This window comes from Alteromonas macleodii ATCC 27126, assembly GCF_000172635.2.
Classification (GTDB): domain Bacteria; phylum Pseudomonadota; class Gammaproteobacteria; order Enterobacterales; family Alteromonadaceae; genus Alteromonas; species Alteromonas macleodii.
The window spans coordinates 3263024-3283264 of sequence record NC_018632.1 but is presented as its reverse complement, the minus strand read 5'-3'; the positions used below and the strand labels follow the sequence as shown (position 1 = coordinate 3283264).

18 protein-coding genes are annotated in these 20241 nt (G+C 44.7%); 8 read left to right on the top strand and 10 right to left on the bottom strand.

Features of this window, described 5'->3' with window-relative positions:
* Nucleotides 1-196: 196 nt before the first annotated feature.
* Entirely contained in the window at nt 197-565 is a 369-nt protein-coding gene (locus tag MASE_RS14050; protein WP_014950410.1) for a response regulator, read from the top strand.
* A 9-nt stretch (nt 566-574) separates the two neighbouring features.
* Complete coding sequence (locus MASE_RS14045; protein WP_014950409.1) at nt 575-1864, top strand: methyl-accepting chemotaxis protein; 1290 nt, start codon at nt 575-577, stop codon at nt 1862-1864.
* 87 nt (nt 1865-1951) lie between these two features.
* Here the strand turns inward: MASE_RS14045 and MASE_RS14040 are convergent, their stop codons facing one another.
* The 9 genes from MASE_RS14040 to MASE_RS14000 form a co-directional block, all read right to left on the bottom strand.
* Nucleotides 1952-2824 carry an aspartoacylase gene (locus MASE_RS14040; RefSeq protein ID WP_014950408.1) on the bottom strand — a complete coding sequence of 291 codons (873 nt, stop codon included), beginning with the start codon at nt 2822-2824 and terminating at the stop codon, nt 1952-1954.
* A 220-nt stretch (nt 2825-3044) separates the two neighbouring features.
* Nucleotides 3045-3272, bottom strand: coding sequence for a DNA gyrase inhibitor YacG (yacG, locus tag MASE_RS14035; RefSeq protein WP_014950407.1), 228 nt, complete (start codon nt 3270-3272; stop codon nt 3045-3047).
* Nucleotides 3273-3405: 133 nt separating this feature from the next.
* Complete coding sequence (gene zapD / locus MASE_RS14030; RefSeq protein ID WP_014950406.1) at nt 3406-4158, bottom strand: cell division protein ZapD; 753 nt, start codon at nt 4156-4158, stop codon at nt 3406-3408.
* A gap of 243 nt (nt 4159-4401) precedes the next feature.
* Nucleotides 4402-5013 carry a dephospho-CoA kinase gene (gene coaE / locus MASE_RS14025; protein ID WP_014950405.1) on the bottom strand — a complete coding sequence of 204 codons (612 nt, stop codon included), beginning with the start codon at nt 5011-5013 and terminating at the stop codon, nt 4402-4404.
* An 18-nt stretch (nt 5014-5031) separates the two neighbouring features.
* The gene (locus MASE_RS14020; protein WP_014950404.1) at nt 5032-5925 is read right to left on the bottom strand and encodes a prepilin peptidase; all 894 of its coding nucleotides are present in this window, start codon (nt 5923-5925) and stop codon (nt 5032-5034) included.
* 52 nt (nt 5926-5977) lie between these two features.
* Nucleotides 5978-7186 carry a type II secretion system F family protein gene (locus MASE_RS14015; protein ID WP_014950403.1) on the bottom strand — a complete coding sequence of 403 codons (1209 nt, stop codon included), beginning with the start codon at nt 7184-7186 and terminating at the stop codon, nt 5978-5980.
* Between the two features lie 70 nt (nt 7187-7256).
* Nucleotides 7257-7694, bottom strand: a complete 438-nt coding sequence (locus MASE_RS14010; RefSeq protein ID WP_014950402.1) for a pilin — start codon at nt 7692-7694, stop codon at nt 7257-7259.
* Between the two features lie 569 nt (nt 7695-8263).
* Nucleotides 8264-9118: a carboxylating nicotinate-nucleotide diphosphorylase gene (gene nadC / locus MASE_RS14005; protein WP_014950401.1), complete on the bottom strand. Its 855-nt coding sequence runs from the start codon at nt 9116-9118 to the stop codon at nt 8264-8266.
* 32 nt (nt 9119-9150) lie between these two features.
* On the bottom strand, nt 9151-9669 hold the full coding sequence (locus MASE_RS14000; RefSeq protein WP_014950400.1) for a retropepsin-like aspartic protease family protein: 519 nt from the start codon (nt 9667-9669) through the stop codon (nt 9151-9153).
* Between the two features lie 183 nt (nt 9670-9852).
* On the opposite strand from MASE_RS14000, the gene ampD reads away from it, so the two are divergent.
* From ampD to lpdA, 6 genes are all read left to right on the top strand, one after another.
* Nucleotides 9853-10392: a 1,6-anhydro-N-acetylmuramyl-L-alanine amidase AmpD gene (gene ampD / locus MASE_RS13995; protein ID WP_014950399.1), complete on the top strand. Its 540-nt coding sequence runs from the start codon at nt 9853-9855 to the stop codon at nt 10390-10392.
* A gap of 42 nt (nt 10393-10434) precedes the next feature.
* A complete protein-coding gene (gene ampE, locus MASE_RS13990) occupies nt 10435-11337 on the top strand; it encodes a beta-lactamase regulator AmpE (protein ID WP_014950398.1) in 903 nt (300 codons plus the stop codon).
* Between the two features lie 365 nt (nt 11338-11702).
* The gene (pdhR, locus tag MASE_RS13985) at nt 11703-12449 is read left to right on the top strand and encodes a pyruvate dehydrogenase complex transcriptional repressor PdhR (RefSeq protein ID WP_014950397.1); all 747 of its coding nucleotides are present in this window, start codon (nt 11703-11705) and stop codon (nt 12447-12449) included.
* Between the two features lie 211 nt (nt 12450-12660).
* Nucleotides 12661-15336 carry a pyruvate dehydrogenase (acetyl-transferring), homodimeric type gene (gene aceE / locus MASE_RS13980; protein ID WP_014950396.1) on the top strand — a complete coding sequence of 892 codons (2676 nt, stop codon included), beginning with the start codon at nt 12661-12663 and terminating at the stop codon, nt 15334-15336.
* Nucleotides 15337-15357: 21 nt separating this feature from the next.
* Complete coding sequence (gene aceF / locus MASE_RS13975) at nt 15358-17409, top strand: pyruvate dehydrogenase complex dihydrolipoyllysine-residue acetyltransferase (protein WP_014950395.1); 2052 nt, start codon at nt 15358-15360, stop codon at nt 17407-17409.
* Nucleotides 17410-17541: 132 nt separating this feature from the next.
* Complete coding sequence (gene lpdA / locus MASE_RS13970) at nt 17542-18963, top strand: dihydrolipoyl dehydrogenase (RefSeq protein ID WP_014950394.1); 1422 nt, start codon at nt 17542-17544, stop codon at nt 18961-18963.
* Between the two features lie 156 nt (nt 18964-19119).
* On the opposite strand, the gene MASE_RS13965 is transcribed toward lpdA, so the two are convergent.
* A complete protein-coding gene (locus tag MASE_RS13965; RefSeq protein ID WP_014950393.1) occupies nt 19120-20202 on the bottom strand; it encodes a LysR family transcriptional regulator in 1083 nt (360 codons plus the stop codon).
* Nucleotides 20203-20241 lie beyond the last annotated feature (39 nt).

The window sequence follows — 20241 nt, the reverse complement described above, 5'->3', positions numbered from 1 at the left end:
CACAGACAGGAGTTAAGTAACTGGTACGGGCGCTATGGACGAAGCAAAGTGCTTAATCCCATTAGAAAGAGCATCAAACTCGCCGAGGCATTTGCAGAGAATAAGCCTGTATTTGCCTATGCTCCTAACAGTCGTGGCGCACATGACTATACTGAATTATGTAAACAATTAATTGGCTAACACGAGAGGTAATGCAATGAGCGCAATACACTTAGTAGATGACTCGGCCACCATGTTAATGAGCATGGAAATGTTATTAAAACGAGCGGGCTATACGGTCACAAAATCAGAGAGTGCGGAAGCGGCTATGACAGCCCTTGAATCAATCAGTCCTAAACTAATTATCACAGACTTAAACATGCCAGGTATGAACGGCATAGAGCTTATTAAAACGTTGAAACAGCAGTCTAAGTTCAGGTTCACCCCTATGTTGATGTTAACCACTGAATCTCAACAGAGTCGTCGCGAAGAAGCGAAAGCGGCGGGCGCGACAGGTTGGCTTGTTAAGCCTGTTGAGCCAGAGCAGTTATTAGGTGTAGTAAAGCAGTTGGTGCCAACTGCATAAGGTTAGATTATGAAAGTACTTGAAAAAACAAAGCAGTATTATGAGTTGGTACTCGCTGAGAAGTTTAAAGTGCTTAAGGATAAGACGAACAAAGTTCAGGACTCACTTTTACTTTGGAGCGGTTTGGTTGGTGTGTCTATATTGAGCATGGCAATTTCGTTGAATATATCGCCACAGCTATTAAATGGGCAAGCAGGTACCGTTGCCACAATACTGGGTTTCTTGAGTTTTATTACATGGTATTCGCATAGGCAAACAAGCGTATTCAAAGCCAGTCTTAATAAACAGGAGAGTTACTTACAAGAAACTTCTGATCAACTCAACGAAACACATGCTCAAGTCAGTGAATATGTAGCCATCCTCAAAGGCCAAATGGACGGCATAAGCGCCATCACAGAAGATGCATCGATGGAATTGATGAAGGCGCTGTACGAAATTGAAAGTAGCATTCAAGACAGTATAGATAACGTTGAGTTAGGGCAAAAGAACGCGCTTAGCTGCAAAGAAAAAAGCGCCGATGAGTTTGAGCTAGCTGCAAAGCGCTTATCGAGTATTAAAGCCATGATAAGCACCCAGCGGGAACAGCAAATCGCAGATACAGAAGCGATTCAAGGGGTAATGCGTGAAGTTGAGAACCTCAAAGAACTCACCGAACTGGTTAAAAATATTGCTTCACAAACCAACTTATTAGCGCTAAATGCGGCTATCGAAGCAGCTAGAGCCGGAGAATACGGAAGGGGCTTTGCGGTAGTGGCAGAGCAAGTACGTATATTGTCTTCCCAGTCTTCAGAAGCGGCTGAAAAAATAGAATCAGGTATAAAGTCCGCTCTTGATGCCGCGCATCATCAGGGAGAGAAAATGCTTAATTCAACGCGTGCTAACGACACGCGTGAACTATTAACGGGGTTTTCTGAATCGTTAGAAAACATTACGAGCCACTATCGGGTGTTAGAAGAACTTAATCCCAAAATGCTGGCATGTTTTTCACAAAGCGCGACGGAAGTGGCGTCTAAAGTGAGTGGTGCAATAGCCAAGATTCAATTCCAAGATATTATTCGCCAGCGCACCGAACACGTGAAGTTAGAGCAAGATGCCATTGTTAGCTTGTTCGGACAATTCTCGTCTTACATCAATAATCGCGAACATTTTGACGAGTCTTTTAATTTAAGCACGAAAGAAATGTTTGAAAAATACGTTATGGAAGATCAGCGTAAAATCCATTTTGACATCAATGAATCTTCACCAGAAGAGAAAAATGAGTTTGAAGAGGCGCGAGAGCCAAAAATAGAACTCTTTTAGCTGAGGGCCCATCAGGGCCCAATAGCCTTTCTGACTGTGCTTTTGTTATTCTCTTGCTGGTAAGTCAAATAACAAGATAACTTACGCTTAAAGCATTATTCGTTCAGCGGTGGCAAATGCCACATCCAGTTTGAAATAAGCGGCTTCATTAATAAAGTGCGGGTAGGTTTCAGTTTCGTTTTCCCACACGATATCTTTGCCGTCAAACGTCCGAAATACCGGTGCCCCAGGTATGAGAGGTTTGAAATCGTTATCTTGCAGTGAATGATGGATCATGGCGGTACGTTTTCCATTAGCATCTAACGGAAAAGACACATTATCGCCTAAACGAAAAGCTTCACAGGCAGGCAAAGCGTCAGTATTAATTTGCCCTTTATTATACGCGGCACAAAAATCCAATATTGCTTCAGCCATGGTTTGTGTTAGAAGGTAAACATCTTCTCTTAACACGCCCTGTGGCTGCCCACCCACTTCTATCATTACACCTTTCTTACCAGTGGTGCACAGGTAACCATGTTCAAGGTAGGGCTTTTCGTCTTCTACCAAAATGTTGGCTTCTGGCATTTGTTGCTTTACGTATCGCGCCAGCTGAATATGAAATTCATCCGCTTCCAAAATGATAAGCGTAGCACCCATTTCGCTGGTGGTGTTGTGAATATCAATCACAAAATCTGTGTTCGAATCACCCTTAGGCCCTAACTGTTGGTTAAGAGCCTTAGCAAGCTCAGCTTCTTTCGCAGAATTGTTATTCGATAAACGTTCAAAGGTAAACTGACGGTTTAAGTCTTCGTCTACGAAACGAACGTTTGCCGCAATGGCCGCTTCATTGGCGATGCTTAACGAAACATCTAGCTCATTAAATCGCGAAGGTAGCCCAAACTGTTGCCAGTTTCGAATAAGCTGAATACCACTGGTTTCATTTCCATGAGTACCACCAACAAGCGCGATAGAATTAAACATTCATGTTCCTTTTTGTATAGGTTGAGGATGAGGAAAGCTGCGCAGCGAGCTATTGATTAATATTGTGACGAATTAATACGTTCGATTGCTGAGCATCTACCTACGGCTTGGAGACCAAGTAAACCGATACTACACCACTGCGCTTTGTACGAGAATACGTCTTAGTGGAATTTACCTAAATACTGATGTTTGCCAAATTGTGTGGGAATGACATCGCGTATTAGTGCTTAAAGAAGTCATCTGATTGCTGTGCTAGCATCGCCTCTATCTCTTCAACATCGATATGCTTGGGCGTTGCGTCTTCTGCAGGCTTGCCGGCTATTTTTCTGTCTTCAGCGGCCCATTCACCTAAATCGATAAGTTGGCATTTTTTACTGCAAAAAGGGCGATATTCGCTTGTTGGTGCCCAAACAACCTGCTTGGCACAAATAGGACATTTCACTTCCATTATTTACTCCAGTGAAATACGTCTAAACGGCGAAGTTTGCGATTTGCTATCACTACCGCAGACGGGAAATAATAAATTAAAGACTCGGGCCTGCTGATCTTTGCGGTACATCAAACATCAACAGGTCTTAAGTTTAACAGGCAGCTAAACGAAACTGAATACTGCTTTCCACTGCGCCAGATTGGCCCTCTTGAGGAGAAAATAGCATGAAGCGGAGTGCGTAACGGTATTTATTGCCGCTAAGCGTAGGGTAATACCCTTCATCAACGCTACATTTAACGCGAATTAACTCGTTTTTATCTTCTGCAGCACCTTGGTAAAAACCGTTGTCAGCAACCACATTGACAAATTGACCTCGTTCGCGAATGAACGACAGGCTAACAGCAATAGCATCATCGAGTAAGGCTAACGTTTCAAGCCATTGCGCTATTTCAGCGAGGCGTTGTTCAAGGGGTTGTTGTAACCAAAAATGAAGATTGGGCAAATCGAAGCTACACGCGCCACCTGGAATGGCAAAGCGCTGCCTGATTGCGCTTAGCAGTTTATCTTCTTTCAAAGCACTACTAAAACGGCGGTCTGTTTTTAGCTTTTGTTTTAGGGTAAGCACGGTTTTTAGCGCTTGTTCTAAGGCGGTGCTGTCAATTTTCGGGTGCTTAGACCAATAAACCAAGTTCTTTTCATGGGCTTCGAGGTCTTTGGTAAGATCGGAGCGAAGATCCAGTCTTTCAATAAGATCAAGTAATTCGAAAAGCTGTTCAAAGAACACCAGCTGCAGATGAGTATGTTCTGATTTAGCCATAATTTTAAGTTGCCCAAGCAGCTGCTCAACACGTAAATAGTTACGTACTTTTTCCTTTAGTGGAAATTCGAAAACAGCGTGACCCATGGAACCCCTTAAAACACATAGACTTAGAGAAATGTCGCTAAAAATTTAGCTGAACAGTGAAAGGCAACAAGCCTAAAGCATCAAAGCGTTTAAGCCAAGTATACTTGTTCGCCAAATCTTTACTTTGACGTTAATTGGTCAAAAAAGTTTCAAAAATCAATCCGTAAGGCTATAACGCCCTGCTTTTAGGTGGTGAATTTAGTTATAAGGGATGTGTTTTTGCGTTAACTTCGTCTATCAACTTCACGCTTTAGATAGCAAAAGTAAGTGTTCATGCAAGGCCGAAACTTGCGAAAAGAGGGCGTTTAGGCTGGTGCTATTGTCTAGTACATGGTCTGCAGCGCTCAGCCGTTCTTTACGGCTAGCTTGTGACGCCATAATACTTTTTATCGTTGCTTCAGAGCTACCATCTCGCTTTAAGGCGCGTTCAAGCTGAAGCGCTTCAGGACAGTCAACCACTACTACGTAGTTACACATTTCAGTAAGCTTGTTTTCAACCAATAGTGGAACAGATAAGATGCAATAGGGAGAAGTCGATTCTATGATTAGCTGTTGCATGCGAGAACGAATAAGCGGGTGGAGAAGGCCGTTCAGCCAGATTTTTTCATCTGGGTTAGCAAAAACCTTCTCTCGAAGTGCGGCGCGATCAAGGCTACCGTCTTCAAGCAAAATATGCTCGCCAAAATGCTCAGCTATTTGAAGTAACCCTTGTGAGCCCACGGCAACCACATCCCTTGCGACCTCATCGGCATCCACGATGTCTATGCCTAACGACGCAAAAATATCAGTGGCAGCAGATTTACCGCTACCTATGCCGCCAGTAAGGCCTACTACAAAGGGAGTCTGCTTATTCATAATGCCGGCACCTTCTAACTAAAGTACGTAATCAAGATAGGTGGTAATAATGGCATCTTTAAAAAGCAGTGTCAGCCAACCCGCCACTGCGAGATAGGGACCAAAAGGAATTGCCAACGACTTACCTTTGTTTTGAATCACCATTATGAGTATGCCTGCAATTGCACCAACAAACGAAGAGAGCAAAATAATAATGGGCAAACCTTGCCAGCCCGTATAAGCGCCAAGTGCGGCGAGCAGCTTGAAATCGCCATAGCCCATGCCTTCTTTGCCAGTGGCAAGTTTAAATAGCCAATAAACAGACCATAAACTTAAATAACCCGCCGCTGCGCCAACAATAGCGTCGGTGGTGCCTACAAAAATGTGTTGCGTGCTCAACAATAACCCTAACCACAGTAGAGGCAGTGTTAACTGGTCAGGTAATAGCATCTTATCTAAGTCAATAAACAGCAGAGCAACGAGTATGTATGTAAACAATACGGCCCATAGGGCTTGCGATGTGACACCAAATTGATAGGCCGCAAACGTACAGGCTAAAGCAGTAAACAATTCAACCAGCGGGTAACGAACTGATATTCCAACTTTGCATTTAGCGCATTTACCTTTAAGGAACAGGTAGCTAATAACAGGAATATTTTCCCATGCGCGAATTTTGTGGCCGCAGCTAGGGCATGTGCTGTCTGGTTTTACAAGGTTGAATACTTCCTCTGACGCTGTTGAGTTTTTATCGTTAGGTGTCGGCTCACCCGCGCTAAAATAGCTTTGGTACTCTTGCTGCCAGCTGCGTTCCATCATAATAGGCAAGCGGTAAATCACCACGTTCAAGAAACTGCCAACCATTAAACTTACAAAAAAGACTAGGGAATAGAATACAGCAGGGTAAAGCTGACTAAGCGTAATTATCGCGTCCATGGTATGTGGTTCTTATGATTGTTGATTTTCGTTCTTTTAATGCTGAGCCACGTTATACCACGTTACCCATCTGGAATATAGGGAGGTACATAGCCACAATCAAGCCGCCGATTACCACGCCAAGTACGGCCATGATCATAGGTTCAAGTAGGCTGGTTAAACCGTCTACCATATCATCGACTTCAGCTTCATATATGGTGGCAATTTTGCTGAGCATTTCATCAACCGCGCCCGACTCCTCACCAATGGCAATCATCTGCGTCACCATGTCAGGGAATACTTGTGTAGCGCGCATTGCAACATGCATTGGCATACCGCCCGCCACTTCTTTACGCATGTATAAAATGGCCTCGCGGTATACTGCGTTGCCCGAAGCTCCGGCAGCGGATTCTAGTGCGCCAATAAGCGGCACACCTGCTGCGAAGGTCGTGGCTAGGGTTCGGGTAAAGCGCGCAATGCTGGCTTTTTTTAATATTTCGCCAATGACGGGAATTTTTAAAATGTTGCGGTCCACCGTGTCACGTAGCTTCTGGCTTCGCTTGTAGGTGCGCATAAACATAAACCCAGCACCGCCAATACCTATGGCGATAAAAATACCGTAGTCTTGGACGAACCGTGAAATAGCCAATACGAACTGGGTGAAGGCAGGGAGTTCTGCGCCAAAGCTGCTGAAAATCTCTTCAAACTGCGGCACAACAAATATAAGAAGGATAGTCGTAACAATAAAAGCAACAACCAAAACTGCAATGGGGTAAAACATTGCTTTTTTGATTTTTGATTTTAGTGCTTCGGCCTTTTCTTTATAGGTCGCAATGCGGTCATAAATGGTTTCAAGTGCGCCCGACTGCTCACCGGTATAAACCAAGTCGCAATATAAATCGTCAAAATAAAGAGGGTGTTTTCTGAGCGCCGATGACAATGGATTACCCGCTTTTACCTCATCGGTTATTTCGCCAAGAAGTTTGCGCATTGAAGAATTGGCGTGACCTTGGGAAATCATTTCTAACGATTGGATAAGGGTAACACCGGCGGCGAGCATGGTGGCGATTTGACGTGATATGACAGAGATGTCTGCAGCAGTAATTTTCGGGCTTCCGCCAAAAAGGGGTTTAGCTAACTTTTTAACTTTGTTTGCTGAGATTCCTTGGCGCCGAAGTAGATTTTTCGCTTCTGACAAAGAGGCTGCGGAGATCTCACCTTTGCGAGATTGACCATGTCGATCTTTCCCTTGCCAAATGAAAGTTACGGGAGCTCGTGCCAAGATTGAACCTCGCTAGTATAAATAAAGAAAAAGGCTCACAACGTGAACCTTTTTTGTAAGTTGACTATGATTAGCAAAGAGTTGCAGGGTCGCAAACTGTTGTCCATGTAACGCGTCGTGTAGCGACATCTACAGCTGGAGTCATTTCATAAGTACCCGCACCAGTGATAGAAGAATCAGTTGGCTTAGTCGCCGTGATAACGCCGTCTACAACCGCTAATCCAACTACGCCAGTATCAGCGGTTACTACATCCGCAATACCTTTTGCGTTGCTGTCACAGGCATCTAAAATTTCTGTAGCGGTTGTTCCTGACTCAGTTTGCGCACAAACTTCAACTGCAGATTTAGCTGCCGCTGTAGCGTTTACAACCTCTGTAAAGCGAGCTTTCTCTGTGTAGTTTTGGTAAGCAGGAAGTGCGATTGCTGCAAGGATACCGATGATTGCAACAACAATCATTAGTTCGATTAGGGTGAAACCTTTTTGGTTTTTAGTATTCATGTTCATCATGGTTTTTCTCCGGGACGTGTATAACACGTAAAGTTTAAATCTAATTCAAATTGACGTTTATACCCGAGTCGTCCATTTAACGCCCCTGGTACTTGATACTCAGTATAGAATTTTATTTGTTACTGACAAGTATAGGCAAATATACCTATGTCTAGCTTTTTCAGTATGACACGGTTCGCCGCGCCTTGGCAGGCTTTATCACTTGAACTTTCGTATAAAAGTTAATGACTTAAGTGCGTATGCCTATCTATACACAAAAAGCATTATCGAGAAATGACTGAACAGAATGACGAGTAATCGTATTGTAAATTATACATCTACTCGGTGATTTAAAATCACTGTGCAACCTCAATCATTAAGGTCTCAGTAATTAAAGCCACAGTATAGGGAAGTGATAATTGCGATAACGTAAATTTCACTGAAACACTGTAGCTTTATAATAAAACACGTGCAACAAAGAAGCCGCGTTATAAAGGTGGAAGTACAAGGGGATAAGCAACACATTCGCTTACCTAATGTTAAATCCACCTTTACAGCTTTTAATTTGGCTCTTTATCTTTCTTGCTCTGCTATGACAAATTAATGCGCAGCGACAAATCAATGGCCTGAACGTGTTTGGTTAAAGCTCCAGATGAAATGTAATCTACGCCTAGCTTAGCGAGAGAAGCCAGTCGTTCATCAGTAATGTTTCCTGATACTTCCAGTTTACATTGACCTTTATTGAGCGCTACTGCCTGTTGGATCTGTTCGTTAGAAAAATTATCCAGCATGACAATGTCGGCACCTGCACCAAGGGCTTGTTCAAGCTCGGTTAAGTTCTCTACCTCTACTTCAACGGGCTTGCCCGGCATCATTGTTTTCGCTCGGCTTACGGCTTTTTCGATGTTTCCGCAAGAAAATATGTGGTTTTCCTTAATTAAGAATGCATCGAACAAACCCACACGATGGTTTTGACCCCCACCACAACGCACCGCGTATTTCTGTGCGTGCCGCAAACCTGGCAACGTTTTGCGGGTATCGAGAATTTTAGTGTTGGAGCCATCTAAATACTTAGCGTAAAAGGCAGTAACAGTGGCGGTTGCCGACAGGGTTTGTAGGAAGTTAAGCGCCGTACGTTCTGCCGTCAATATCGCGCGAGCAGAGCCTTCCAAACTAACCAGTACGGTGTTGGCATCAACTTTGTCACCATCTTTTACATGCCACGTTAGCGACACCGACTCGTCGATTAGTGCAAATGCTTGGTTTGCCCATGCGATTCCACAAACCACGCAAGGCTCTCGCGTAATAATAGTGGCTTTTGCATTAACGCTTTCATCTATCAGGTTCGCCGTAATGTCGTTTGCAGCATTTAATTCGCCGCCAAGATCTTCAATAAGCGCGTTCGATACTTGCTCTCGAATCGCTTGCATGTCTGGTGATGTCATCTTCATCGCTATGATCTATGCTATCTGTGTATTTAAAGGGTACGCAATATTAACCATTCTCCGCGCTGAGTAAACTCTAATTGGCGAAGAACACTCATTCCCAGCAATATATGGTCATCTTGCATACCGGGGTTTAAGTTTGCTTTTACATCGCGCACCACAATTTCACCAATGCGCAAAGTTTCAATGGTCGATTCGGCAACTCTTACAACGCCGTTAGCTGTGCTGGCCAACCCTTCTCGACCCGCTTTGAGTTGAAGCTTGTTAGCCAAATGAGCGGGAACGGCCACGTCAGTGGCACCCGTATCAACAAGAAATACGACTTCCTCACCATTAATATAACCTGTTGTCACATAGTGACCTTGGCGATTTTGCTTAAGTCGGACTTCGGTTTGTGAACCAATACGCTCTGATGTTGGTTCGCTATTTGGGTTAATTTGTTTTTCTAAAAGATCTGAGAAAACAAAAACCAGTAGACCAAAACCGCAAATCCAAGCAAGCGCAACCATCCATTTACCCGTTGACGCTGTCGGGTCTTGTTGTTCATTCATGCTTCTACCTTTCTTATAATAGTGGTGCACCGCTTTTCGTATTGCTAAATACTCGGCGTAATCTCTTAAGCAAAGGACTAACGTGCTGATTAGCTTATTAGAATGCAATGTATAGCCCTATACACTTATATCCATATACAATGTAGGCTATTACCCAGAAAATCAATTATCGAAGCAAATACTATGGTGCTTTACAACGAAGCAAAGTACACAGCAAGTCCGCATTATGATGCCCGTCCTGACAGCACAGACGTTAGTCTGTTAGTGATACACAATATTTCACTACCTCCTTCACAGTTTGGTACGCCGGGCATTCGCCAATTGTTTACCGGAACCATCAATCCTGATGAACATCCTTTCTATAGAGAAATTGCTGGGTTACGGGTCTCTGCTCATTGTGTAATTTATCGAACGGGTGAAATAGAGCAATTTGTGCCCTTTGAACAGCGGGCATGGCACGCGGGCCTGTCTTCATTTCAAGGCCGCAGCCGCTGTAACGACTATGCTATAGGTATTGAACTTGAAGGTACTGATACGTTGTTTTACACCGATGCACAGTACCAAGCCCTTGGCGAACTCACTGATTTTATTACGAGATACTATCCTCGGATCACTTTAGGGCGTATCGTAGGCCATAATGATATAGCACCAGGGCGAAAAACTGACCCTGGTGCAGCTTTCGATTGGGCAAGATATAGAATGCGCGTTGCTGGGTTTAAATAATTTAACTAATCCGCACTGCAGAAAAAAGGAAACTCAATACCTATGATGTTAATGAGCTTGCTATTAGTTCTCAGCCTCGAGCGGTTGATAACAAAAACACCTAATTGGCATATTGAAAAGTATGCCGCTCAATATCGTGCTTTTCTTCAAGATAAAGGGTTGATTAAGTTTCAAGAAGGAAATGAAGATGAGGAGGGAAGTAAAAAGGTCTCATCCACAGCACTTTATTTCTATCTTTTACTTCCCGCAGTAGTGCTGGGAGCAATTGAATACTGGGTACTTGGTGCATTTCTTACGTTTATTGAGCAAAGCATAATTTTGTTCATCTGTATTGGCTGCCCTGCATTGCGAGCCGTCTACAAGAGTTTTTTGAATGCTGCTGATCGAGGTGACCTTCAGGCGTGCAGTATGTACACCGACCAATTAGGGCATTGTGCAAGTCAATCAGACAGTGACGGAAGTGCGGGTACAGAAGGCAAAACTTTTGGCCAACACCTTACCTGGCTTAACTATCAACACTATGCCGCTGTGATGCTGTGGTTTATTGCTTTTGGTGCACCTGGTGCGCTGTTTTATAGCTTGAGTCGAAGCACAACCGAGGCATTGTGTGATGCAAATCACCCTTTAAAAGCCGCTGCGGGAAGATTGATGTTTGCGCTCGATTATATTCCTGTTCGCGTTACCGCTTTTGGCATGTTGATGATGGGACATTTCTCACGAGCGTTGCCTGAGTGGATTAAGTATGCACTTCAGTTCGATGTACCTGCATACGATGTGCTTACACAAATTTCTTCGAAAGCTGAGATTCTAACGCCTGATGAACAGCAGTTGCAGGCTGAAAATGCAGCAATAGAACCGAAGGTGCTTGTAAAGTTAGCAAAACGTAATGTTATTTTTCTTCTTGTAATAACATCAGCGCTCACGCTTGTAGGCAGTCTTGCATAGTCATTATTTTTAACATTTACTAGCCTACTTGGCTTAGAAGGGCGTTTGGTCTATTTATTAATTGTATGTAGATCAGGCGCTTTGCCCCTATTACTGCATTCTCCCTTCCTCATCAGACCAGTTTGCGGTTACTGATTTTTCTTAACAAATTCAACAATAAAGCTTAACACCCAGCAAAAGGTAAATGCTTTGCTATGCTTGTGAGTATTTACCTCGAAATCGATCTGCCTTAAACTAGATAGGTAAAATGGTATTACCAATTGTGTTTGTGATTAAATATTCCACGATTATTTTTTACATTCACCGCTCTTATAACGTCGCTATTGTTATAGAGCAGGGTTTAAATAAAAGGATACGTAGCGCGCATGCGGCAGCAGCGAAAAAAACTCTCTGATGTGATTACCGAGCAACTCGAGTCAATGATACTCGACGGTACGTTATTGGCTGGTCAGAAATTACCGCCAGAGAGAGAGCTTGCGCTTGAATTTGATGTATCGCGACCTTCGCTTAGGGAAGCCATTGGTAATTTACAGGCACGTGGGTTGGTAGAACGTAAGCAAGGCGGCGGTACGTTTGTTAACCGCAACCTTAACTCAGCCATGACAGACCCCCTAATGGACTTAGTTAGCCAGCGTCCTGAAACTCAATTTGATTTGCTTGAATTTCGTCATGCGCTTGAAGGGATGGCGGCGTACTATGCAGCACTTCGTGGTCAACCTGAAGATTACAACGCATTGAAGCAAGCATTGAACGACGTACCTACGCCTAAAGCTCACGAAAGCAAGCGTGCCCAAGCTGAGGCGCTAGGACAGTTTTATATCATTATGGCAAGAGCATCACACAATATGGTGTTGTTGCACGTAATGAGCACCATGCAAAGCATGCTGGTGGACAATATTGAACGAAACTTTGACATGCTGGCAGCGCACCCTGAAGCGGTGGAAGACATTGCTAAGCAGCGTCGTGAAATTGTAGAAGCCATTGCTTCTCGCGACCCTGAAGCTGCGCGTCAGGCATGTAATACGCATTTGGCGTTTATTGAAAAAACGCTATTAACCATTAATCAACGCGATACCCGCGTACAGCGCGCATTGCGACGATTAGAGATTTAGTTACTAGTCTGACCTTTTATAAGATAAGAGCTAGATAGCTATTCATTCGCAGAGGCCGGTCAGGTTTTTCCTGTGCCACTGCAAAAGCAGGTGAGCCAGATTGGGTCACTGTGAGTACAACGTAATTTAGTTTTCCTTCTTTTAGCGCCTTTAAGAGTAGAGGCAATGCTAAGGGAGGATTTTCTATATAAGCAAAAAATAGGATGGCACCATGTCTGATATGATGCACCAAGATGTAGATCCTCAAGAAACTAAAGAGTGGATTGATGCGCTTGAGTCGGTTTTAGAAGAGGAAGGCGTAGAACGCGCCCACTATTTACTCGAAAAACTTATTGATAAAGCACGTCGCAGCGGAGCGCATCTACCGTATGACGCAACTACTGCCTACATCAATACTATCCCAGCAGCGCAAGAGCCAAAAATGCCTGGCGACTTGACCATCGAAGCGCGCATCCGTGCGGCGATTCGTTGGAACGCATTGATGATTGTATTGCGTGCATCTAAAAAAGACCTAGAGCTTGGTGGCCACATTGGTAGCTTCGCATCATCGGCTATGCTTTACGATGTTGGCTTTAACCACTTCTTCAAAGCGCCTAACGAAAATCAAGGCGGCGACTTTATTTTCGCTCAGGGCCATATTTCTCCAGGTATTTATGCGCGCTCATATATGGAAGGCAACTTAACTGAAGAGCAGTTAAACAACTTCCGTCAAGAGTGTGCTGGCGATGGTCTGTCGTCTTACCCACACCCTCACTTGATGAAAGACTACTGGCAGTTCCCAACCGTATCTATGGGTCTTGGTCCACTTCAAGCTATCTACACAGCGCGCTTCCTTAAGTACCTAACTAACCGTGGTATCAAAGACTGTTCAGGTCAGCGCGTTTACTGCTACATGGGTGACGGTGAGTGTGATGAGCCAGAAAGCTTGGGTGCAATTGGTCTTGCTTCTCGTGAAGGCCTAGACAACCTAACGTTTGTTATCAACTGTAACCTTCAACGTCTAGACGGCCCGGTACGTGGTAACGGCAAAATTATCCAAGAACTTGAAGGCACATTCCGCGGCGCTGGCTGGGAAGTTGTGAAAGTTATTTGGGGTAGCTACTGGGATGAGCTACTGGCTCGTGATAAATCTGGCAAGCTTATCCAGCTTATGGGCGAAACGGTAGACGGTGAATACCAAAACTGTAAAGCCAAAGGCGGCAAGTACACCCGTGAAAACTTCTTCAACAAGTATCCTGAAACAGCGGCACTTGTAGCGAACATGTCTGACGACGATATCTGGCGCTTGAACCGAGGTGGTCACGATCCAGTTAAGGTATTCGCAGCTTACCAGAAAGCCATTGATACGAAAGGACGTCCAACGGTAATCCTTGCTAAAACGGTTAAAGGTTTCGGTCTAGGTGCATCAGGCGAAGCACAAAACGTAGCGCACAACGTTAAGAAAATGGACGTTGATTCAATCAAAGCGTTCCGCGATCGTTTCAATATTCCAGTAGCAGACGAGAAAATTGCTGACCTACCTTACTTCAAGTTCGACGAAGACAGCGAAGAAATGAAGTACCTTCGCGAGCGTCGTGAAGCTCTAGGCGGTTACTTGCCTTCTCGCCGTGAACAGGCTGAAGAACAGCTTGAAATTCCTGAGCTAAGTGCATTCGACGCTATCTTAAAAGGGTCAGGCGATCGTCAAGTATCATCAACCATGACGTTTGTACGTGTACTTAACGCGCTATTAAAAGATAAGAAAATTGGTAAGCGTATTGTGCCAATTATTCCTGATGAAGCCCGTACATTCGGTATGGAAGGCTTATTCCGTCAGGTAGGTATCTACGCCAATGAAGGCCAGAAATACGTACCTCAAGATGCCGACCAAGTCGCTTACTATCGCGAAGATAAGAAAGGTCAGGTATTACAAGAAGGTATTAACGAGCTAGGTGCAATGGCATCGTGGGTTGCGTCGGGTACGTCTTACTCAACGTGTAACGCTACCACTATTCCGTTCTACATCTACTACTCGATGTTTGGTTTCCAACGTGTTGGTGACTTGGCATGGGCAGCAGGCGATAGCCAAGCACGTGGTTTCCTTTTAGGCGCAACTGCGGGTAGAACCACACTTAACGGTGAAGGTCTACAGCACCAAGACGGCCACTCGCATGTTCAAGCGAACCTAATTCCTAACTGTATTACTTACGACCCAACGTATGGTTACGAAGTAGCAGTTATCGTTCAAGACGGTCTACGTCGCATGTACGGTAATAACGAGAATATCTTCTATTACCTAACATTGATGAACGAGAACTATCAGCACCCTGCAATGCCAGAAGGTGATGATGTTGCTGAACAGATCATTAAAGGCATTTACAAGCTAGAGCGCGTTGAAAATGACAAGTCTAAGCTGAATGTTCAGTTGATGGGCTCAGGCACTATCTTGAACGAAGTGCGTAAAGCGGCGCAGATTCTTTGTAACGACTACAACGTATCTTCTGACGTTTACTCAGTAACCTCGTTCAACGAGCTAGCGCGTGAAGGTCAAGACGTAGCACGCTGGAACATGCTAAACCCAGAAGCTGAGCAAAAAGTACCTTACATTGGTCAGGTAATTACGAAAGACGCAGGTCCTGCGATTTCTGCCACTGACTATGTGAAGAACTACTCAGACCAAGTACGTGCGTTCATCGAAACTGAATACCGCTGCCTAGGTACAGACGGTTTCGGTCGAAGCGATAGCCGTGAAAACTTGCGTACTCACTTTGAAGTTAATGCGTCATACATTGTGGTGGCATCACTTTACGAATTGGCTCAGCGCGGTGACGTTGAGAAGAAAGTGGTAGCAGAAGCCATTAAGCGTTTTGAAATTAACGCTGAAAAACTTAACCCACTTTACGCGTAAGCCAGATAAGGTATTTTACATATGTCAGATATTCAAAAGATTATCGTACCCGACGTAGGCGGTGACGAAGTTGAAGTTATCGAGCTATGTGTTGCCGTAGGCGACAACATTGAGGCTGATGAAGGCGTTGTTACTGTTGAAAGTGACAAGGCGTCAATGGACATCCCAGCACCGTTTGAAGGTGAGATTGTAAGCCTAACTGTATCAGTAGGCGATAAAATCAAAGAAGGCGATGTGATTGGTGAAATGAAAGTTGCCAATGGTGACAGTGCCGATAAAGGCGCGTCTGAAGAAAACGCTTCAGATGAATCTTCTAAAGAAGATGCACCTAAGCAAGAAGAAGCACCAAAAGACGAAAGCAAGTCAGAAGCAGCGCCAGCTGCGTCTGGCAGCAGCGAAGTGATTGAAGTTGCAGTACCGGATATCGGTTCTGACGACGAAGTAGACGTAATCGACGTATTGGTTTCAGTGGGCGACACCATTGAAAAAGAAGATGGGCTAATTACCCTTGAAACCGATAAAGCAACCATGGACGTTCCTTCAACACACGCAGGTACGGTGAAAGAAGTATTCATCAGTACTGGCGATAAAGTGAAAGAAGGTACGGTAGTGATCAAGCTTGAAGTAGCGGGCTCAGGCTCGTCTTCAAGTGAATCGGCGTCTAGCGATGCTTCTTCTGAAGCATCTGCACCGGCTGCGCAGGAAAGTGCAAAGCAAGAGTCAGCACCAGCCGCGTCTTCAGGTAGCGAGACTATCGAAGTTGCTGTACCAGACATTGGTGAAGACGGTGAAGTTGACGTTATCGATGTACTTGTATCAGCTGGCGATACCGTTGAAAAAGAAGACGGTCTTATCACGCTAGAAACTGATAAAGCGACTATGGATGTGCCTTCAACACATGCAGGTACGATTAAAGAAGTCTTTATCAAAGCGGGTGACAAAGTTAAGCAAGGCACCTTGGTTGTTAAGCTTGAGACCAGCGGTGGTTCGTCTTCAAGTGCAGCTGAAAAGCCTGCTGAAGCGCCTAAGCAAGAAGAGACTAAACAAGACTCACAGCAAGAAGAGACTCAACAAGCGTCACAGCAGGAAGCCTCGCAAGGTCGCTCTCCTGTGCCCCCAGCGCCAGAAGCCAAGAATACAGGTAAAGCACATGCTTCTCCTTCGGTTCGCCGTATTGCTCGTGAGTTTGGTGTAGACCTTACTCAAGTTAACGGCTCTGGTCCTAAAAACCGTATCTTGAAAGAAGACGTTCAAGCCTATGTGAAAGCTGAGCTTGCGAAACCTCGCACAGCAGCAGCTTCAGGTAGTGCGCCTGTGGGCGACAACGTACTTCAAATCGTTCCGGTTAAGCCTGTTGATCACAGCAAGTTTGGTGAGATTGAAGAACAAAAGCTTTCTCGAATTCAAAAGATCTCTGGACCGTTCTTACACCGTAACTGGGCGACTATCCCGCACGTTACGCAGTTCGACGAAGCAGATATCACTGAAGTTGAAGAATTCCGTAAAGAGCAAAATGCTTACCACGCGAAAATTAAGTCTGGTCTTAAGATCACACCACTAGTATTCGTTATGAAAGCGGTAGCGAAAGCGCTTGAGAAATACGAAGTATTCAACTCATCACTGTCTGACGATGGTGAGAGCTTAATCATTAAGAAGTTTATCAACATTGGTATTGCGGTTGAAACACCGGGAGGCCTTGTTGTACCTGTTATTCGTGACGTGAATAAGAAAGGTATTGAGCAGCTGTCTCAAGAGCTTATTGACACCTCTAAGAAAGCCCGTGAAGGCAAGCTTAAAGCGGCTGACATGCAGGGTGGAACGTTCACCATCTCTAGTCTAGGTGGTATTGGTGGCACGGCGTTTACGCCTATTGTAAATGCACCAGAAGTCGCCATATTAGGTGTGTCTAAGTCTGAGATGAAGCCTAAGTGGAATGGTAAAGAGTTTGAGCCGCGCTTAATGGTGCCGCTAAGCCTGTCATACGACCACCGAGTCATCGATGGTGCGGTAGGTGCAAGATTCTCTACTGAGGTTGCTGCAAACCTAACTGACTTACGCAGAATCATACTTTAAATAAAAGGTCGAAAAAGTTTACAATATCAGTAACATTTTCGACGATTTTATAAGCCCATTTGGTGGCATTTAGGTTATGCTATTACACAAAAGTAATAGCATGACCCTACAAGAACAGGATTGAGGTTCACAATGAGCGAAATTAAAACGCAATTGGTGGTACTGGGCGGCGGCCCTGGCGGTTATTCAGCAGCATTCCGTGCGGCTGACTTAGGTATTGAAACAGTTATCGTAGACTCTCGCGACACGCTTGGTGGTGTTTGTCTTAACGTTGGCTGTATCCCTTCAAAAGCCCTTCTTCACGTTGCTAAAGTGATGAAAGAAGCGAAGCACCTTGCTAGCCACGGTGTATCGTTTGGCGAGCCTACCATCGATTTAGATAAAATCCGCGAATACAAAGACGGCGTTGTTAAGCAATTGACAAATGGCCTTAGCGGTATGTCTAAAATGCGTAAAACCAAGCATGTACAAGGCTTCGGTAAATTTACAGGCGCAAACACCCTAGAAGTAAAAAATGGTGACGACGTTACTACTATTACTTTCGAGAAAGCGATTATCGCTGCGGGTTCTGAGCCAGTAAGCCTACCGTTCATCCCAGAAGATGATCGTGTAATCGACTCAACTGGCGCACTGGAAATGAAAGACATTCCAGAGAAAATGCTAGTACTAGGCGGTGGTATCATCGGTCTAGAAATGGGTACTGTGTACGAAGCACTTGGCTCGAACATTGATGTAGTTGAATTCTTAGATCAGCTAATTCCAGCAGCTGACAAAGACATCATGAAAGTGTTCATGAAAGACTACAAAGACAAGTTTAACATCATGCTTGAAACCAAAGTGACTGCGGTTGAAGCAAAAGACGATGGCTTGTACGTAACATTTGAAGGTAAGAACGCACCTGCTGAGCCAGTGCGCTACGACAAAGTACTTGTTGCTGTTGGTCGTAAGCCAAACGGTAAGCTAGTTGGCGCAGATGCAGCTGGCGTAAACGTTGACGAGCGTGGCTTCATCAACGTTGATAAGCAAATGCGTACTAACGTTGACCACATCTTCGCAATCGGTGACCTTGTAGGTCAGCCAATGCTTGCGCACAAAGCGGTTCACGAAGGTCACGTTGCTGCAGAAGTTATTGCTGGACAGAAGCATTACTTCGACCCACGTGCTATTCCTTCAGTAGCGTACACTGAGCCAGAAGTTGCTTGGGTTGGTCTAACTGAAAAAGAAGCGAAAGAGCAGGGCGTAAGCTATGAAACAGCAACGTTCCCATGGGCTGCTTCAGGCCGTGCAATTGCATCTGATGCAACTAACGGTATGACTAAGATGATTTTCGAAAAAGAAACGGGCCGCGTAATCGGTGGTGCTATGGTAGGTACCAACGCGGGCGAAATGCTTGGCGAAATCGGCCTAGCTATTGAGATGGGTGCTGACGCTGAAGACGTAGCATTGACTATCCACGCTCACCCAACGCTTAACGAATCAATTGGTCTTGCGTCTGAAATCTTCGAAGGAAGTATTACTGACCTACCAAACCCGAAAGCAAAGAAAAAGAAGTAAATTAGCTTCTTTGTTCGAACTACGAAAAAACCGCTCATTGAGCGGTTTTTTTATTAGGGCTTTGAATGTTTTAGAACCACTTTACCTGCGATAGCACAGCGCGATGACGAACATGTTAAGTCTCGCTGAGTGGTTAGTTATCTAGGCAGACTGGTATTAAGCCGTTTCTTTTCCAACCGCTACAGTGTCGCGTTCTTCGTCCATTTCATCATTGCTGGGCGTTTTCAAATGCGCTGGCGTAAATTCTTCACAGTCCATATTGCGCTGGTCCATAAAGCGCTTAACCGTTTCGGCGCAATAGGCTTTTCTACAGCATTGAGAGAGCAGCATTTCATGACGTTGTACGCGCTCGCGAATAAATCTAACTACGAGACCTCTAAGCCACTGTAAGCCCGCGTCTTGATCCTGACGTTTGTGCCACATTACAGACAGCGGAGAGCTGACAATTTCTATTGGCGTTTCAAATACCGCCAATTCCCCTGAGAAAATTTCTTTTTCCATTACCAAAGATGGTGCTACACAAATAAGGTTGCTCTCTTTTAATAACGGTGTAGCGTTATAAAACTGGTTTACTGACATTGCCACGCGGCGCTTAAGGCCTAAATTCGCCAGCACCTGATCTGTAGGGCCAGTCACATCACCTGTAACAGAAACTAGAAGGTGGTCTGCCGCAACAAAGTCTTCTAAGGTCAATTGAGATTTTGCTAATGGATGATCGGGGCGCATTACCACAACCCAGCTTGGATCGAGAACATGTTCGGCACGAATAACAGAGCCAGGCTCCTGATATTTAGAGAAAGTGAGCTCTGCTTCAGCATCTTTGAGTATTTTATCGGTTTCCATGTCGTAATTAGGAATGGCATGGATGTTAATACCAGGCGCTTCATTCTCAATAACTTTGCGGAGCGGCCCCCACACCATAGAAACGATGCTGTCAGTTGCAGCTATACGAAAGGTACGCTTAGCCGTTGCAGGGTTAAAGTCAGTTGGGTTAACGGCGACTTCGAGCTCGCCTAAAGGGCCCTGAATCTGACTCCATAAATTTTTAGCAAATGAGGTAGGTTGAATACCGCGGCCGTCTTTAACGAACAGTTCATCTTTCCAAGCTGTGCGCATACGAGAAAGTGCGTTAGATACCGCAGGTTGCGTCATCGACAGCCTGTCAGCTGCGCGGGTAATTGCACCCTCGGTCATGATGGCATCAAAAATCATCAATAAATTTAAATCATGTGGACGCATGGTTGTCTCCGGTGTCTTTTGCGGACAGTCTACTTTCAT

What these genes read in the sequence shown, in the direction of transcription:
- MASE_RS14050 (WP_014950410.1), top strand. Translation starts at nt 197, where the DNA reads ATGAGCGCAATACACTTAGTAGATGACTCGGCCACCATGTTAATGAGC.
- MASE_RS14045 (WP_014950409.1), top strand. Translation starts at nt 575, where the DNA reads ATGAAAGTACTTGAAAAAACAAAGCAGTATTATGAGTTGGTACTCGCT.
- MASE_RS14040 (WP_014950408.1), bottom strand. Translation starts at nt 2,824, where the DNA reads ATGTTTAATTCTATCGCGCTTGTTGGTGGTACTCATGGAAATGAAACC.
- yacG (WP_014950407.1), bottom strand. Translation starts at nt 3,272, where the DNA reads ATGGAAGTGAAATGTCCTATTTGTGCCAAGCAGGTTGTTTGGGCACCA.
- zapD (WP_014950406.1), bottom strand. Translation starts at nt 4,158, where the DNA reads ATGGGTCACGCTGTTTTCGAATTTCCACTAAAGGAAAAAGTACGTAAC.
- coaE (WP_014950405.1), bottom strand. Translation starts at nt 5,013, where the DNA reads ATGAATAAGCAGACTCCCTTTGTAGTAGGCCTTACTGGCGGCATAGGT.
- MASE_RS14020 (WP_014950404.1), bottom strand. Translation starts at nt 5,925, where the DNA reads ATGGACGCGATAATTACGCTTAGTCAGCTTTACCCTGCTGTATTCTAT.
- MASE_RS14010 (WP_014950402.1), bottom strand. Translation starts at nt 7,694, where the DNA reads ATGATGAACATGAATACTAAAAACCAAAAAGGTTTCACCCTAATCGAA.
- nadC (WP_014950401.1), bottom strand. Translation starts at nt 9,118, where the DNA reads ATGACATCACCAGACATGCAAGCGATTCGAGAGCAAGTATCGAACGCG.
- MASE_RS14000 (WP_014950400.1), bottom strand. Translation starts at nt 9,669, where the DNA reads ATGAATGAACAACAAGACCCGACAGCGTCAACGGGTAAATGGATGGTT.
- ampD (WP_014950399.1), top strand. Translation starts at nt 9,853, where the DNA reads ATGGTGCTTTACAACGAAGCAAAGTACACAGCAAGTCCGCATTATGAT.
- ampE (WP_014950398.1), top strand. Translation starts at nt 10,435, where the DNA reads ATGATGTTAATGAGCTTGCTATTAGTTCTCAGCCTCGAGCGGTTGATA.
- pdhR (WP_014950397.1), top strand. Translation starts at nt 11,703, where the DNA reads ATGCGGCAGCAGCGAAAAAAACTCTCTGATGTGATTACCGAGCAACTC.
- aceE (WP_014950396.1), top strand. Translation starts at nt 12,661, where the DNA reads ATGTCTGATATGATGCACCAAGATGTAGATCCTCAAGAAACTAAAGAG.
- aceF (WP_014950395.1), top strand. Translation starts at nt 15,358, where the DNA reads ATGTCAGATATTCAAAAGATTATCGTACCCGACGTAGGCGGTGACGAA.
- lpdA (WP_014950394.1), top strand. Translation starts at nt 17,542, where the DNA reads ATGAGCGAAATTAAAACGCAATTGGTGGTACTGGGCGGCGGCCCTGGC.
- MASE_RS13965 (WP_014950393.1), bottom strand. Translation starts at nt 20,202, where the DNA reads ATGCGTCCACATGATTTAAATTTATTGATGATTTTTGATGCCATCATG.